14 protein-coding genes are annotated in these 15,583 nt (G+C 43.6%); 3 read left to right on the top strand and 11 right to left on the bottom strand.

Annotation, left to right across the window (positions count from 1 at the left end):
* Positions 1 to 105: 105 nt before the first annotated feature.
* Together L4D12_RS04820 and L4D12_RS04815 are read right to left on the bottom strand one after the other, a co-directional pair.
* On the bottom strand, positions 106 to 366 hold the full coding sequence (locus tag L4D12_RS04820; RefSeq protein WP_428446688.1) for a DUF5062 family protein: 261 nt from the start codon (positions 364 to 366) through the stop codon (positions 106 to 108).
* A gap of 111 nt (positions 367 to 477) precedes the next feature.
* Entirely contained in the window at positions 478 to 1,584 is a 1,107-nt protein-coding gene (locus L4D12_RS04815) for a DUF3080 domain-containing protein (protein ID WP_428446687.1), read from the bottom strand.
* A 230-nt stretch (positions 1,585 to 1,814) separates the two neighbouring features.
* Here L4D12_RS04815 and L4D12_RS04810 point away from each other — a divergent pair, with 230 nt between their 5' ends.
* The gene (locus L4D12_RS04810) at positions 1,815 to 3,287 is read left to right on the top strand and encodes a C69 family dipeptidase (RefSeq protein ID WP_428446686.1); all 1,473 of its coding nucleotides are present in this window, start codon (positions 1,815 to 1,817) and stop codon (positions 3,285 to 3,287) included.
* A 154-nt stretch (positions 3,288 to 3,441) separates the two neighbouring features.
* Here the strand turns inward: L4D12_RS04810 and L4D12_RS04805 are convergent, their stop codons facing one another.
* Positions 3,442 to 4,812, bottom strand: a complete 1,371-nt coding sequence (locus L4D12_RS04805; RefSeq protein WP_428446685.1) for an MATE family efflux transporter — start codon at positions 4,810 to 4,812, stop codon at positions 3,442 to 3,444.
* A 207-nt stretch (positions 4,813 to 5,019) separates the two neighbouring features.
* Here L4D12_RS04805 and L4D12_RS04800 point away from each other — a divergent pair, with 207 nt between their 5' ends.
* A complete protein-coding gene (locus L4D12_RS04800; protein WP_428446684.1) occupies positions 5,020 to 5,634 on the top strand; it encodes a riboflavin synthase subunit alpha in 615 nt (204 codons plus the stop codon).
* A 152-nt stretch (positions 5,635 to 5,786) separates the two neighbouring features.
* On the opposite strand, the gene L4D12_RS04795 is transcribed toward L4D12_RS04800, so the two are convergent.
* The 8 genes from L4D12_RS04795 to hutI form a co-directional block, all read right to left on the bottom strand.
* The gene (locus tag L4D12_RS04795; RefSeq protein ID WP_428446683.1) at positions 5,787 to 6,875 is read right to left on the bottom strand and encodes a linear amide C-N hydrolase; all 1,089 of its coding nucleotides are present in this window, start codon (positions 6,873 to 6,875) and stop codon (positions 5,787 to 5,789) included.
* A 126-nt stretch (positions 6,876 to 7,001) separates the two neighbouring features.
* Entirely contained in the window at positions 7,002 to 7,205 is a 204-nt protein-coding gene (locus L4D12_RS04790; RefSeq protein ID WP_428446682.1) for a CPXCG motif-containing cysteine-rich protein, read from the bottom strand.
* Between the two features lie 340 nt (positions 7,206 to 7,545).
* Complete coding sequence (hxpB, locus tag L4D12_RS04785; RefSeq protein WP_428446681.1) at positions 7,546 to 8,205, bottom strand: hexitol phosphatase HxpB; 660 nt, start codon at positions 8,203 to 8,205, stop codon at positions 7,546 to 7,548.
* A 188-nt stretch (positions 8,206 to 8,393) separates the two neighbouring features.
* Positions 8,394 to 9,260 carry a fructosamine kinase family protein gene (locus L4D12_RS04780; protein WP_428446680.1) on the bottom strand — a complete coding sequence of 289 codons (867 nt, stop codon included), beginning with the start codon at positions 9,258 to 9,260 and terminating at the stop codon, positions 8,394 to 8,396.
* A 158-nt stretch (positions 9,261 to 9,418) separates the two neighbouring features.
* The gene (gene hutH / locus L4D12_RS04775; RefSeq protein ID WP_428446679.1) at positions 9,419 to 10,951 is read right to left on the bottom strand and encodes a histidine ammonia-lyase; all 1,533 of its coding nucleotides are present in this window, start codon (positions 10,949 to 10,951) and stop codon (positions 9,419 to 9,421) included.
* Positions 10,952 to 10,960: 9 nt separating this feature from the next.
* Positions 10,961 to 12,664 (bottom strand): urocanate hydratase, encoded by a 1,704-nt coding sequence (hutU, locus tag L4D12_RS04770; RefSeq protein WP_428446678.1) that lies wholly within the window; start codon positions 12,662 to 12,664, stop codon positions 10,961 to 10,963.
* 44 nt (positions 12,665 to 12,708) lie between these two features.
* The gene (gene hutG, locus L4D12_RS04765) at positions 12,709 to 13,734 is read right to left on the bottom strand and encodes a formimidoylglutamase (RefSeq protein WP_428446677.1); all 1,026 of its coding nucleotides are present in this window, start codon (positions 13,732 to 13,734) and stop codon (positions 12,709 to 12,711) included.
* A gap of 31 nt (positions 13,735 to 13,765) precedes the next feature.
* Entirely contained in the window at positions 13,766 to 14,977 is a 1,212-nt protein-coding gene (hutI, locus tag L4D12_RS04760; RefSeq protein ID WP_428446676.1) for an imidazolonepropionase, read from the bottom strand.
* A 258-nt stretch (positions 14,978 to 15,235) separates the two neighbouring features.
* Here hutI and yqfB point away from each other — a divergent pair, with 258 nt between their 5' ends.
* Positions 15,236 to 15,559, top strand: a complete 324-nt coding sequence (yqfB, locus tag L4D12_RS04755; protein WP_428446675.1) for a N(4)-acetylcytidine aminohydrolase — start codon at positions 15,236 to 15,238, stop codon at positions 15,557 to 15,559.
* Positions 15,560 to 15,583 lie beyond the last annotated feature (24 nt).

Below are 15,583 nucleotides of genomic sequence, written 5' to 3'. Positions count from 1 at the left end.
ACGAGCTGCAATGATAGGTTTGGGTAAATGCTAGGCAGATAGCGAATTCTGTTTATTTATTAAGGATACAGGCTTGCTGTTAAACAAACCTGTACTGGATATTATTTATTGCAGCAATTCATGATCAGGAGGTAGAAGTCGAGAGATCCACAGAACGAGTTTGTGCTTCATGTTCGGTCCATCTTCTTGATCAACGGCTAAGGGGGTAATTTGCTTGGCTTCAATTAGTAAGCGATAAATACATTCCACTTTATCTTTGGGTGAAACTGACTTGTCGAGATCGCCATATCCTTGTTTTTTAGCAAAAGCCATCCCTAATTCGAGTGCTTTTTTTAGCAGTTTTGCTTCATTTTTGTATTTTTTCATTCTGGGCTCCTGCCACAATCAAGGTGTTATCTTAGATTGTGGGAACGTGCATTTATAGTCTATTCATTAATTTTTTTGCGCTGTGTCTATGAAGCCACCCGATTTGTAAGATCAGTGGGTACCTACTGATATGTCACATCGCTTGAAAGTACGACGCCAAAAATTAACATGTTTCAGCGTAGCCTCTTTAAAATCATGATGGAGAGTCCCGTTAATATAAGCGTGATAATAGTGATGAAATTCAATGCTGAGTTGCGTCGGTGGGATAAGTAATGTCTGAAGTATTGGCTGGATCTGGCGGTATTGTGAATCAAGTTTTGACATGTAGGGTTGAAGATCAGTCACGAAGTATTTGTAGAATACATTACCCAATACTTCTGCTTTTTGTTGGTTACGATTTTTGCTACAGATGATGCTTGATTCTTGGCGTTCCAGCATACGAGTAATATTATGCAATCGTTGTGTTGTTTGCTTCAGGGAGTAAATGAGCTGACCAAAGTAATGGAAGGTATGGATCTGCTTCTGATGAAAGAGCAATCTGTCAGCCTGTTTGGGAGTGACAGCAATAGAGTCGTGGATTTGATGTTGTAAAAAATTCAGGTAACGGAAAGCACTGATTGTTTCATTGAATCCATGAAGTTGATTGATATCAGGGCTTTTATGAAAGACTACAAGCTGTTGACGCCACTCTTTGTCTGTGGTGATCATATTCCATAATTGCAGTGGTAGTTGCTGTTTTTTTATATGTTGATAAGTAATCAGTAAGGTACGTAACTCAGAACTAGAGGGAAGGGTATCAAGACAAAATTGCATGCCATGAATAAGTAGCAATTCATACCGGAGTTGGCGAGTCTTATCCTGAACCTTACCTAATATTGAATTTCGTTCAGCGATCAAATTGAATAAACCACATTTTCTCATTTCGTAGGCATCAAGTAAGTTGATACGGAGATCCTCAATTGGCAGTTGTAAGTCCCGCGGAGAGGGAAGGGAAACCATCTCTATATCATCCAATTGGGCGGGTTCAGTATCAAGCACATAAGCAAGACGGATATTGTACGTTTCAAAGTGATCGTTGACAGAAGAGCGGTCACAACCGGTCAATAGTATTAGGCTATAGAGGGCAATGAAGAGCGGAGACAATGCCCACTTATGATTTTTAATAGCTTTATGTGTCGAATCTAGCAGACAGAAGCAGAGAAACATTGAGCTGATCATTCGGCGTCAAATTTCGGTTAATTAGTCAATTATATGCCTAAAATAACCAAGCGAACTAATTAGGTCGAATTGACTTTTTAGCTAACATTTAAGGTATAAGCAATTTATCACGCTAATAAAAATGAAAATTTAGTACTATGCTGGTCATTTACTGAGTCTGATACGTATCACATAAAGTGTGTGATATTCCTCGTATAACGGATATTCCACTTACATTTGTTATACAAAAAATGAAGAAAAGTACACTTTTGGTTAGCAGTGTTATTGCTGCAACTATTGCAGGACAAGCAAGTGCCTGTACGACGATTCTAGTTGGCAACCACGCAACTAAAGATGGATCTTACATTGTTGCTCGTAACGAAGATTATCAAGCAACAAACGCGAAAAATTTCGTTTTCCATCCAGCAGAAAAACAGCAAAAAAAGGCCTTCCACTCTAACGCCAATGATTTCAGCTATCCGGCAGCAAAAGATGCGTTGCAATACACTTCCATGTCTGATTTCAATACCAATGGTAAAAGCATGGGTGAGGCGGGATTTAATTCTGCAGGTGTTGGTTTGTCATCAACCGAGACAATCTATAATGGTGAGAAATCCTTAAAGGTTGACCCATATGTAACCCAAACAGGTATTGGTGAAGATTCCATTGAGAATGTGATTTTACCGCGTATTCACTCTGCTAAAGAAGGGGTAGAGTTACTTGGTAAGATCATCGAAACTCAAGGGGCTTCTGAAGGATTTGGTGTTGCCTTTGTCGATAAAGATGGGATTTGGTATCTAGAAACAGGCAGTGGTCACCAGTGGATGGCAGAGAAAGTGCCTGCTGATAAATACTTTGTTTCAGCAAACCAAGGTCGATTACAACACTATCTACCCAATAATCCGAATTACTTAGCCTCACCGACACTGATTAGCTTTGCTGAAAAGCACGGTTTATATAAAGCGGTTAAAGGTCAGCCTTTTGATTTTCATCGTGCTTATTCGCAAGATACAGCAAATGATGTCACCTATAACTATCCGCGAGTTTGGACCTTGCAACATATGTATACTCAAGGTCTTAATACTCAAATTGATCAAGGTAAGACGTTTCCAGTTTTCTTAAAACCTACACACAAGCTAACTGTTGCTGATGTAGAACAAGGACTGCGTAATCATTACCAAGGCACATCCCACGACCCATACGCCAATAAAAATCCGAAAGAACCATATCGCCCTGTTTCTGTATTTAGAACTCAAGAATCTCATGTATTGCAAGTGCGTCCAAACCTGCCCAAAGCAATTGGTGAGGTGGAATACATGGCTTATGGCATGACCTCATTGGGTGTCTATCTGCCTTATTATCAGGGTATGACTGAAGTGCCTCACAGTATCACGTTAGGTACCGACCAAGCCGATGATCTATCCGCTAACTGGAAGTTCCGTAAGTTACAGACTTTAGCAATGATGGATTGGAACGATTTTGCGCCAATTGTCCAAAAAGAGTATCAGCAGTTTGAACAGCAAACGGCACAAAAACAAAAGGCGATGGAAAAAGAGTATTTAGTTATCTACAAATCTCAGCCAGAACAAGCTCAAGCGCTTATCAATCACTTTGAGCAGCAAACCGTCACAGATGCATTGAAATTGACGGATCAGCTAACCAATACGTTATTTACTAAGCTGACTCACAAAGTGGATATGACCTATCATTTCGAAGGCGCATAATGGTCAGGCAGACAAGCTAATAATGAGTCAATAAAATAGTGCCTAACGAACAAAGCCGCTGCTTAATTACGTAAGTCAGCGGCTTTTCACCTCAAATTTACAGCCAAAAATAAGGCGGCCATTTTAAAGTGGCTGCCTTGTTGATGGAGATTCGTTAACGAGCAGACATGGCTAGCTGCGTGGTTTCATCTTGGCGCTGTACCCAATATAGACGAGAAGCAAGCATACATGCTGCAGCACTTAGGCCAATAATATTACCAATCCAGAATCCATGTGGGCCCATAGGGGCAACAAACCAGCCTGTAATACCAAGGGTATAACCAACGGGTAAGCCCAAAATCCAGTATGCGATAAAGGTTCGAATGAAAATCGCACGCATGTCTTTGTAACCACGGAGTGCTCCTGCTGCAACAACCTGAATCGCATCAGTACATTGATAGATGGCCGCGAGGAATAGCAGTTGACCCGCAATTAAGATGACATCAGGGTTATCAGTGTACATTAATGCAATTTGTTCACGGAATATAATGGTCATTGTGGCTGTAAATGTGGCAATACAAAAGCCAACGAGCAAGCCACAGCGGCTGGCAATCGTTGCTTCTCTGATGTTCTGACGCCCCATTAAGTGGCCAACTCGGATGCTTAATGCCGCACCAAGGCTCATTGGGATCATGAAAATCAGGGATGAGAAATTACTGGCTACCTGATGGGCTGCAACAGTAATTGAGCCTAGCGGCGAAATCAGTAAAGCGATCGCTGCAAACAGAGAGACTTCGAAGAATATTGAGGCTGCAACGGGTAAACCGAGTTTAAACAGGCGAGTTACGGCTCTTAATTGGGGCTTATGCCACTGAGAAAACAAGCCAACACGGTTAAGTCGCTTATTGAGTTTGATGTATGTCAGCATGGAAAAAAACATCAGCCAATAGACAATGGCTGTCGCGACACCACAGCCAACACCACCCAGTTCAGGTGCACCAAATTTGCCGTAAACGAAAATCCAGTTCAAAGGAATATTGGCAATAAGGCCAATAAAGCCGATGACCATGGCAGGTACGGTCATCGATAAGCCTTCAGAGAAGCTTTTCAGCGTCTGAAAAAAGAGAAAAGCAGGAACAGCAAATATCACCGCATAAAGGTAGCCCATCGTTTTATCTGCAAGCGCTTGCTCAACATCCATAGCATTGATTAATGCACCGGCGTTGTAGAGTACACACATAATGGGAACAGAGATGATGGCAGCAAGCAGAAAGCCATGCTGAACTTCAAAAGGGATTCGTTCCTTGTTACCTGATCCATTTAGTGTGGCGACAATGGGAACAATCGCAATAAGTAGGCCTACACCAAAAAGAATAGAAGGCAACCATATGCTGGCTGCAACCGATACGGCTGCCATATCCGTCGCACTAACACCTCCGGCCATTACTGTATCAACAAAGCCCATGGACGTTTGAGCAACAGACGCAAGAAGTACTGGAATAGCCAGTTTAAGGAGGTGACGTGTTTCACGCCGATAATTATGCACAGATAGGCTCCGAAAAAGAGGGATATAAAATCGCGTGAATTATAGCGAGTCGCCAAGTTGATACAATTGTTGATGAGCGAAAAAATGAAAAGAAAATAAAGCACGTGCTAGATGCGTTTTAATGGTAAGTGAAGAAACAGACGTACTGGCTGTTGCTATTGATGTGAAGTTGCTAGTATGACAGTTTTCCATTGTACAGGAGTCAGCATGTTTACGGGTATCGTTCAAGGAATGGCAACTGTCGTTGCGATTGATAAGAAAGAAGATTTTCAGACACATATTATTGAGTTAGATGACAGTATGCGTCATGGGCTTGTGATAGGGGCGTCGGTTGCTCATAACGGTTGTTGCTTAACCGTCACATCTATCCATGGTAATCAGATTTCATTTGATCTAATGCAAGAGACACTGGCCGTCACTAACCTTGGATTGTTAACCGTGGGTGATCGGGTGAACATTGAGCGAGCAGCAAAGTTTGGTGATGAGATCGGCGGACATTCCATGTCTGGTCATATCAATGTAACTACTGAAATCTGCGCGATAGAACAAACACCCAATAACTGTACGATTTGGTTTTCAATTCCGGAAAGTTACAATAAATACCTATTACGAAAAGGGTATATTGGTATCGACGGGTGCTCATTAACGATTGGAAGTGTTGATAATGGTCGGTTTTGCGTTCATCTGATCCCTGAAACACTTCAACGTACATTGTTTGGTCGTCGAAAAGAGGGTGATAGCGTCAATTTAGAAATCGACCCTCAAACACAAGCAATTGTCGATACAGTAGAGCGCGTGCTAGCTGCCAGAGACGTTCAATAAGCAAGGTGAACATGTCTCTATACCCAAGTTACTTCAAGATGTTCGTTTCAGCGAGAAGATAGCTTGGGGATTCATTTTTTATCGCCACTTCGAGACTGACGTATAACGCTAGAATCACGAAGTGGCGATGGTAAATAAGCAAAATAGAGCACTTAAAGTGCTGGTGTTACATCTTCAATATGGAATTGGCCTGCATCCAGCGGACGAATTTCTTCTTTTTTACCAGTAAAGTTCAATTTAGATAAATCGACTTTCTTTATTGTGCTGTCATGCATGGTTTTGTAGAAGAGTAAACCATTGGTTTGATCGATGACTGATGTCCACTGTGTTGCACTGGGTAGATCGGGAATGTGCTCTTTTGAATTAAACTCGATACCAATCGGAATATCAAAGTTATTGAGAATATGGAAAGCTTGAGAAACGGCTTGCTCGCTATTGTGCATCACTGGTGCCGAGTTAACATAGAATGCAGCTCGGACAAAACGAGAAGGCGGTGTGATATCGCCAGGTAAACCGAGAAATCCAGAGCCAGCACCAAAGGCAAATGTATCTACACCATTTATCTTTTGACCTTTGCTACCCCCTGGATGGAGATTGATGTAGTTGTTAAGATTGGTTACTTGCCAATTGTAGTCTGGTGAATTGGTTAGAACTTTTGCGGTATTTTTATGGATATTAATTTTACCGTGATCCATGATTTCGATCACAATGCTATGTCCTTGTTTATCAGAGACTCGCCAGTGTGCTGTAGGGGATGGATTTCCTTTTGCATCCATGTAAACAGGTACGATTTTGATTTGACTTAATGCTTTTTCAACCTCTTCCACCGTTTTAAATTGGGTGAGCATCCACCGAATAAAATCCATATCGGTGATGTTATTTGCCGTTTGATTGGGATCGTATTTCGTCAGAGAACCGTAATTTTTAAAGTAAAACAGACCAGCGGTCAGCCCTTCTTCATTCATCCCTTCGGCAATGAAGCGATCATCACTGACTGAAATGCCAGCAAAGCCGTATTTAGAAAGCCAAGTCAGGCCTTTTTTTTGGTCTGATAAAATTGACGTATATTCATGATCTCGAGGGGATATAACCAATTTACTGTTTAAATTATTTGCTCCCCATTCGATAGTACGTGCTTGAATATAATCGTGATTCGTTGTTGTGAGAGAAATTCCAGTACACGCATTTGCAGAATAAGCCATACAAGATGCAAGAAGAGCAGAAATAAGTTTAAGTTTCATTGTATATAAAGCCTGCAATTATTTGACAGTGTTACATTATATGCTCATATAGTATCAATGTATGTACTCAGAATTTCTCTCTTAGCTTGTCAAACTGGTGTTATGCAAGCTTTCATTATTACGGTGTTAAAATATTTGCTCGTCATCGGCATCAATAAATAAATTGATTGTCTTATGTAACTCATCAACTTGCATATTGAGGTGAATGGCGTGACAGCAAGCCGGACAATCATCGTAAAACTCCTGACTGCCTGCACTGGAGTCTAGAGTAATACGAATGTTGTGCCCGCAGTGAGGGCAGGTTACTGATTGTTCAGTGTAGTTTTTCATTGTTGACTCCTTGCTATGTGATTTCACATAACTATTTTTAATCTGGTTATTCAAGTAACTATATTGCTTAGGGGTAGTTAATTGTCTTAAGTATTGCCTTAACTTTAGCGTTTCGTGTTCGTTTTCGCCTCAAATTAACTGGAAACTTTGATCGAGTGAGAATTTCCATGAAAGAATTGGGATTAGTTAAAATTATTAGATGGGAAAACTGGACCTTTAGATTTCATTTTTTTTAGTTTGAAAAATAATATGTCAGTAATGGGACATTTTCAGAAGGGTTGTAAAAAAATTAATGGTGCAAAAAAAATCCATGTTTCATCTGCACCATTAATTGTCACCGTTATTGTGTGAGGGAGGCAATAAGTTGTGGGTTTACTTCGAGTAGCGAGTTAAGTTTACAGTCGGCAATCGCCCAGCGAGGGTCGTTGATGACAGTCGGTTCTGGCACGGCAATTCCTTTCATCTGAGCAGCTTTAGCAGCAAGTAGGCCGTTAACTGAATCTTCAAATGCAACACAGGCTTGTGGTGGTATACCTAAGGCATCCGCTGCATTGATATAGACTTCTGGATGAGGTTTGCCAAAGCGGAGATGTTCAGCAGACAAGATGACAGAAAACTTGTTTTCCAGTGAAAGAGCTTCAAGCGTTGTCATGATGAGACGCATAGGTGAAGAAGAGGCGAGAGCAATTTTAAGGCCTGACTGTTCGCAAATACCAATAGCCTCTATTACCCCTGGCAGCATGGGTTTATGTTCTTTGATTAATGATTCGACACGGGCGACAATCATTTCTGTTACTGTGGCAAGGTCATGGTCTTCCCATGGTTGCTTGCCGTACCAAAATTCAACGACCTGATCAATGCGTAACCCTGTGGTTTGCAAGGTATCTTGTTTCGTCATGACAACACCGAGTGAGGTGAAAATATCAACTTGTGCGTGTTGCCAGAAGGGTTCTGAATCGACCAGAAGGCCATCCATATCAAATACAGCAGCTTGTAGCATGAATGTGTTTCTCATGAGTGGTAATGAATGAAAGTTATGCCCAAGTAACTGAAATAGGTTAAATACAGAATTCCGCCTATTTCGGTTACTTGTTATCAGCTGGAAAGGAATCGCATCCGTTTGCTATCTTTTCCAGTATTATTCACACCACAACATACCATAGATGCCAATGATTGGTTAAGCATGGATTAAGTTATTAATTCAAGCTTTTCAAGTATATGTTTGGCTTGGATAATATAACTGCCGCCGTACAGGTTACAGTGATTGAGAACATGATAAAGGTTATAAAGATCTTTACGTTGTTGATAGGCTTCGTCAAGCGGCCATACTGACTGATAACCGTCATAGAAGCTTTGAGGAAATCCCCCAAAGAGCTCTGTTAGTGCAATATCACATTCACGATCACCCCAATAACTGGCTGGATCAAAGATAATAGGACCAGTCACTGTCACTGCAGTATTGTTATGCCAGAGATCACCATGTAATAGTGAGGGTTTAGGTTGATGATTCACTAGCAGTTTAATGACCTGGCTGGTAATGTCATCAATGTTACCAAACTCAATCCCTTTTTCTTTGCATAGTTGTAGCTGCCAGGCAATACGTTGTTCAGCAAAAAAGCGGCACCAGCGACGTTGCCATTGATTGGGTTGGGGAGTGAGTCCGATGTAATTATCAATATCAAAACCGTATTCTCCTTGTTCACCCCAAGAATGCATACGTGCGAGCTGTTGGCCTAAAATAAATGCAGAATCGTTATCAATAACTTTGGTTGGCAGGTAGTTTAAAATAAGAAAGGATTTGTCTTTACTTGTACCCAGATGGACAGATTGAGGAACCTGTATGCAATCTGTGTCATTTATTATACGAAGGCTTTCGGCTTCGGTTTCAAATATAACTAGTCGTTCTCGGTCGTTGAGCTTAATAAAAAAGCGCTCATTACCATCGCTGATGCAGTAGCATTCATTGACGTCACCGCCATCAATCGTTTCCTTTTCGCTGATCTTGAATGGTCTATCCAATACTTCAGACAGTTGGTGAGAAATCGCTTGCCACATAGCATCCTCCACAAAACAACAAAAGTTGGTGACTCTTCAACATAGTAGTCTATATATTGCCTTAATAACTGGGTGCCTATCAAGGTTTTACATTGTATGGTCGAGATGTCGAATAAATGATAGTAGAGCTACTCTGGTGAGAGTGGCTTTTTTAGCGGCTAAATACTGGGTAACAGCTGTTTTGGCATCAGCTCATTGAAGCAAGCCTCGGCAAGCAGTTGATTTGCTTTTTCAATATCAGGCGCAAAGTAGCGATCTTTATCATAGAAGCTGACATGGGCTCGTAGCATGGCTTTTGCTTGCTCCAGTTTGTCAGAACTACGGTGCGGTTGGCGAAAATCGAGTCCTTGGGCCGCGGCGAGTAGTTCAATCGCAAGAATCCCTCGAGTATTATCTGCCATGTTTTTTAAGCGACGACCAGCAAATGCCGCCATTGATACATGATCTTCCTGATTTGCCGACGTTGGTAGACTATCTACACAGGCTGGATGCGCCAGTGTTTTGTTTTCGCTGGCTAGTGCAGCTGCGGTAACCTGAGCAATCATAAAGCCTGAATTTACGCCGCCATTATCGACTAAAAAGGGAGGGAGTCTACTTAACCCGCTATCGATCAGCAGTGCTATACGGCGTTCTGACAGGCTACCCATTTCCGCAATTGCTAATGCCAGATTATCTGCCGCCATCGCGACGGGTTCAGCATGAAAATTACCACCGGAGATAATATCGTTATCATCGGCAAAGACTAAAGGATTGTCTGATACGGCATTGGCCTCAATTGCTAAAATGCCGGCGGAATGGCGGATTTGCTGTAAACATGCCCCCATGACTTGGGGCTGGCAACGTAATGAGTAGGGGTCTTGCACTTTCTCACATTGCTGATGGGACAAGCCTATATCACTGTCATGATCGAGAAGGTGACGATAGGCCATGGCGGCATCAATCTGGCTACGATGACCACGAACGTGGTGGATCCGAGGGTCAAAGGGACGACGACTGCCAAGTGCTGCATCCACAGACATTGCTCCGCAGACGGTTCCTGATGCATAGAGATCTTCTGCAGCAAATAAGCCTTCAAGGGCAAAGGCGGTGGATGCTTGTGTACCGTTGAGTAAGGCCAGCCCTTCTTTAGGCGCAAGTGTGATGGGTTTCAGACCGGCCATTTTTAGGGCTGCTGCACCACTGATTATTTCGCCACTGTGACGAGCCAGCCCTTCGCCAAGCAGTACTGTGCTCATATGAGCAAGAGGTGCGAGATCACCGGATGCGCCAACAGAGCCTTTTTGGGGAATACATGGATAAACATCAGCATTAATCAGCGTAATTAATGCGTCAATCACCACTGGACGAACACCGGAATAACCCCGAGCTAGGCTATTGATTTTTAATATCATCATTAAGCGTACGGTGTGGTCGGCCATCAATTCCCCGATACCTGCAGCGTGAGAGAGAACAATACTGCGTTGTAGGGTCTCAAGATCGCTAACAGCGATACGGGTATTGGCCAGTAAGCCAAAGCCAGTATTGATACCGTATACGATCTTATCTTCAGCGATGATCTGCTCAACAGCTTGGGTACTTGCCAGCATGCCGTTATAAACCTCACTTGCAAGTGACGTTGTCACTTTGTGCCGATTTGCTTCTCGCAATTGTTTGAGTGACAGCTTTCCCGGGATGATTTCAAGTGTATACATACAACCGCCTTATTTTTTGTTGGCTGATGTGATCATCGGTAAATCGAGGTGTTGTTCATCTGCACACTGTATTGCGATATTATAACCGGCATCGGCATGGCGCATCACACCAGTCGCAGGATCGTTATGAAGCACGCGGGCAATACGTATTTGGGCATCATGACTACCGTCACAGACAATGGCCATGCCAGCGTGTTGTGAAAATCCCATACCGACTCCGCCACCATGATGTAGAGAAACCCAAGTGGCACCCGACGCAGTATTGAGCAGGGCGTTCAACAGAGGCCAGTCAGATACGGCATCAGAGCCATCTAGCATGCCTTCCGTTTCTCGATTGGGGCTGGCAACGGAGCCTGAATCAAGATGGTCTCGCCCGATAACAATGGGGGCTTTCAGTTCGCCACTCTTAACCATGTCATTGAAGGCTTTGCCGAGGCGTGCTCGATCTTTCAGGCCGACCCAGCAGATCCGAGCGGGTAAGCCCTGAAACTGAATACGATCACGGGCCATATCGAGCCAGTGATGCAAATGTGGGTTATCGGGGAGCAACGCTTTGACTTTTTGATCGGTTTTGTAGATATCATTTGGATCGCCGGATAGTGCCGCCCAGCGAAATGGCCCAATGCCTTTACAGAAAAGAGGGCGGATATAAGCTGGAACAAATCCCGGGAAATCAAAAGCATTTTTGACGCCTTCCTCTAATGCCATCTGGCGGATATTATTGCCGTAGTCAACGGTCACTGATTCGGCTTTTTGAAGCGCTAGCATCGCGTTGACTTGAATGGCCATTGATGCTTTGGCCGCTTTAATGACAGTGGCTTCGTCTTTGACCCGCATTTTTGCAGCATAGGCCATTGTCCAGCCTTGTGGCAGGTAGCCATTAAGTGGGTCATGAGCTGATGTTTGGTCTGTTGTGCAGTCTGGTACAATACCTCTGTTGACTATCTCGCTATAGATATCTGCCGCATTACCCAGAAGTCCTACAGAGACAGGTTTATTGCTTTGCTTAGCTTGTTTAATGATGACCAGCGCCTCATCAAGCGAAGTGGCTTTTTTGTCTACATATCCGGTACGTAAGCGGTAATCGATACGGCTTTCATCGCACTCTACGGCTAACATTGAAAATCCAGCCATGATTGCCGCCAGTGGTTGTGCACCACCCATGCCACCAAGGCCACCAGTCAGGATCCAACGGCCTGTGCTGTCACCGTTAAAGTGTTGCTTAGCCATTGCGACAAAGGTTTCGTAAGTGCCCTGAACAATGCCTTGAGAGCCGATATAGATCCAACTGCCAGCGGTCATCTGGCCGTACATCATCAGGCCTTGTTTGTCCAAGGTGTTAAAGTGTTTCCAGTTGGCCCAATGGGGAACAAGATTGGAATTGGCAATCAGCACTCGAGGGGCATGGCTATGAGTGTGGAATACTCCCACAGGTTTACCCGATTGAACCAGCAATGTTTCATCGTCTTCAAGCCGTTTTAACACTTCTACGATCTTGTCATAGCATTCCCAGTTACGGGCTGCGCGACCGATCCCGCCGTATACCACCAGAGCGTGTGGGTGCTCTGCAACATCAGGGTGGAGGTTATTCATTAGCATCCTGAGCGGTGCTTCTGTTAACCATGATTTAGCGTTAAGTGTCGTGCCCGTTGGTGCGATGATAGTACGGTTCTTATCTAAGCGTGGGTTGGTATGGGAAGGCGAGTGAGTCATGAGGCTCTCCTTGCAATGCAGTGTTTACTTTGCGGTGTCGATTGTTAACGTAGGGCGCGAGCAACCTGCCATGCGAGGCGTGCGGCCAGACGTGCCGTTTGGTTATCAATATCAAACCGAGGGTTGTATTCTGCTATGTCGAAGACCAGTACTTTACTTTCACCATTGTTTTGCTTTGCGGCGAGTATGGGTAACAGCAGGGTTTCGATGATATCCAGTGAAACGCCTCTTGAAGCAGGAGCACTGACACCTGGCGCAACAGCTGCTGGAAATACATCAAGATCAATGGTCAGGTAAAGATAATCACATTGATTAATAAAAGACTGAATGGCCTCAACGGTGTCATTAATATGCTGAAATGAAAGTTGTTCATCGTCACGGTACAGAACGCCAAGTTCGTCTGCTTTTTGGTAAAGTGCTTGGGTGTTAGCTGAATGATTGAGGCCCAGACACGCATAGTGAAACGGCCAGTTTTGCAGCTTGCAATAACGCGCTATTTGGTGGAATGGGGTACCTGAACTACCTTGTTGTGGCTGGTGGCTAGGAGGGTTTCGAAGATCAAAGTGGGCATCGAAATTGATGATACCAATCTGGGGGGCTGTGGTTGTTTCGTTTATATCCTTTGCTAAACCAGATATATTTTCTGAGGCGTGCTGTTTTTGGATTAAGTAACTACCTATCCCTTGGAAAGATCCCAATGCAACTTCATGACCTCCGCCAAACACAATGACTTTGTGCTTTTGTCGTAATGCTTTACACACATCTTCCCCGAGGCGATGCTGGGCCTGTTCAAGGTTACCATCGTCACAACAAATATCGCCCCCATCATAGACGGGCTCCGTATGGTGCCATGCGAGATTAGACAATGTCTTGCGAATAACGCTAGGGGCCGTATAAGCCCCTGTCCGACCTTTATTTCGGGAGACCCCTTCATCACAGGCAAACCCAAGTAGCATAATGCCTTCTTCGTTGGCCCGATCGGCGGGCTGAATGACTTGGTGCCATCGTAGACCCTGAGCGCCATCTTCCGGATCGGTTCGTCCTTGCCAGATACTCATATCAATTGGCATGACAGTCTCCTTGCTGTAGCTGATAGGGTTGTTATTTGTGATAGAACATTTGTCCGTTAACGACCCGGCATTGCAGATCTGGCACACCAATACGATAAGAGAGTTCTGCTGGATGATTGAGATCCCAGATAGCCAAATCTGCTGCCATGCCAGAAGCGATATATCCTCGGCTGTTACTGACACCAAGTGCTCTCGCGGCGTTAAGCGTTACTCCTCGAAGACACTCTTCAGGTGTCAGCTGAAATAGTGTACAGCCCATATTCATTATTGTCCTTAATGAGGCAATGGGGGATGTTCCTGGATTAAAATCTGTCGAAAGAGCAATAGGTACGTTGAGTTTCCTTAGCTGATCGACTGGCGGTAACTGGGTTTCACGTAAAAAATAGAAGGCCCCCGGCAATAAGGTCGCAACCGTCCCGCAGGCAGCAAGTGTGGCTACACCTTCATTATCAAGGTGTTCAAGATGGTCTACAGATATGGCTCCTAAACGTGCAGCCATCGCACTGCCGTTAAGATTGGATAGTTGTTCAGTGTGGCCCTTAATCATAAGCCCGTATTTTAATGCAGTGTGAAATACTCGTTGGCATTGTGTTGGTGAGAAGCCTATTTTTTCACAAAAGACATCAACGGCATCGACTAAACCCTCTTTAACAGCCGCAGGGATGATGTTTATGCAGATATTGTCGATATAGCTATCTGCGGCATTGGCATATTCAGGGGGAATCACATGCGCGGCGAGTAGGGTGGTGGTGATCGTAATGTCCGGCTGCTCTCCCAGTCTTCTGGCGACTCGTAGCATTTTGAGTTCGTCGTTGAGTGTTAATCCATAACCAGACTTTATTTCAACAGTCGTTACTCCCTCGTTTTTCAATCCTTGCAGTCGATTGTTGGCCTGATTAAAGAGTTCATCTTCTGACGCGGCACGGGTTGCATTAACCGTCGTGAGAATACCACCACCGGATTGGGCAATGTGCTCATAGGGAACACCATTAAGTCGTTGTTCAAACTCTTCTGCACGGTTCCCTGCAAAAACTAAATGTGTATGGCAATCAATCAGGCCCGGTGTGACAAGTGCGTCTTGACAATTAATGACCTCTGGGTGGCCATGATAATCATAATGTTTGGATGCTCCGGCAAACATGATTTTGCCATTTTCAATGCCGATCATGGCATTACTGATTAGCTGGTAACCGTGATGCGGTGCCATGGTCACCATTGTTAGGTTTGTCAGAACTTTATCCATACTCTCCAACACTGACGACAATTGAGTCTATTCAAATTGATAGGAGATTGAAGAGCAAAATTCAAGCGTGAATGTAAATGCCATTGGTGTTTTGTGTAACAAGTCACTAGAGCAATGTTGTTTTAAAGTGGTCATTGCTAGGTAGTCGAGAACACGCAGTTATACCTTCTCTTAAAGAAGGCGGCACATTCTTACTGTGCTTGATAGAAAATAAGGATACACTTGCGCCACTCTCATGATCAGACATGTTAAAAGAAGATGACTGTTATCAATATACCTACTGAAATGACGTTTTTTGAGCGATTTGAGTCAGATATTCTATCGGGCAAGAAAATAATCACGATACGTGATGAAGCAGAAAGCCATTATGTACCAGGAACCAGTGTTGAAGTGTCAACGTATGAGGACGGTAGATGGTTTTGTCGCTTGACAATATTGAAAGTAGATGCGGTTAAGTTTGATGAGTTGACTGATTTTCATGCAATGCAAGAAAATATGAGTCTAGAAATGTTGAAATCAGTGATTCAGGAGATTTATCCGGGCATTGAACAACTTTATGTCGTGTCTTATCAACTTGCTTAATGAAGCGATTAATTTCGTTAAGGT

This window comes from Photobacterium nomapromontoriensis (assembly GCF_050336815.1).
Classification (GTDB): Bacteria; Pseudomonadota; Gammaproteobacteria; order Enterobacterales; family Vibrionaceae; genus Photobacterium; species Photobacterium nomapromontoriensis.
This window is presented reverse-complemented; position numbering and strand designations above follow the sequence as displayed.

Coding starts and splice junctions, on each gene's coding strand:
- L4D12_RS04820 (WP_428446688.1), bottom strand. CDS start 366: ATGAAAAAATACAAAAATGAAGCAAAACTGCTAAAAAAAGCACTCGAA.
- L4D12_RS04815 (WP_428446687.1), bottom strand. CDS start 1,584: ATGATCAGCTCAATGTTTCTCTGCTTCTGTCTGCTAGATTCGACACAT.
- L4D12_RS04810 (WP_428446686.1), top strand. CDS start 1,815: ATGAAGAAAAGTACACTTTTGGTTAGCAGTGTTATTGCTGCAACTATT.
- L4D12_RS04800 (WP_428446684.1), top strand. CDS start 5,020: ATGTTTACGGGTATCGTTCAAGGAATGGCAACTGTCGTTGCGATTGAT.
- L4D12_RS04795 (WP_428446683.1), bottom strand. CDS start 6,875: ATGAAACTTAAACTTATTTCTGCTCTTCTTGCATCTTGTATGGCTTAT.
- L4D12_RS04790 (WP_428446682.1), bottom strand. CDS start 7,205: ATGAAAAACTACACTGAACAATCAGTAACCTGCCCTCACTGCGGGCAC.
- hxpB (WP_428446681.1), bottom strand. CDS start 8,205: ATGCTACAAGCTGCTGTATTTGATATGGATGGCCTTCTGGTCGATTCA.
- L4D12_RS04780 (WP_428446680.1), bottom strand. CDS start 9,260: ATGTGGCAAGCGATTTCTCACCAACTGTCTGAAGTATTGGATAGACCA.
- hutH (WP_428446679.1), bottom strand. CDS start 10,951: ATGTATACACTTGAAATCATCCCGGGAAAGCTGTCACTCAAACAATTG.
- hutU (WP_428446678.1), bottom strand. CDS start 12,664: ATGACTCACTCGCCTTCCCATACCAACCCACGCTTAGATAAGAACCGT.
- hutG (WP_428446677.1), bottom strand. CDS start 13,734: ATGCCAATTGATATGAGTATCTGGCAAGGACGAACCGATCCGGAAGAT.
- hutI (WP_428446676.1), bottom strand. CDS start 14,977: ATGGATAAAGTTCTGACAAACCTAACAATGGTGACCATGGCACCGCAT.
- yqfB (WP_428446675.1), top strand. CDS start 15,236: ATGACTGTTATCAATATACCTACTGAAATGACGTTTTTTGAGCGATTT.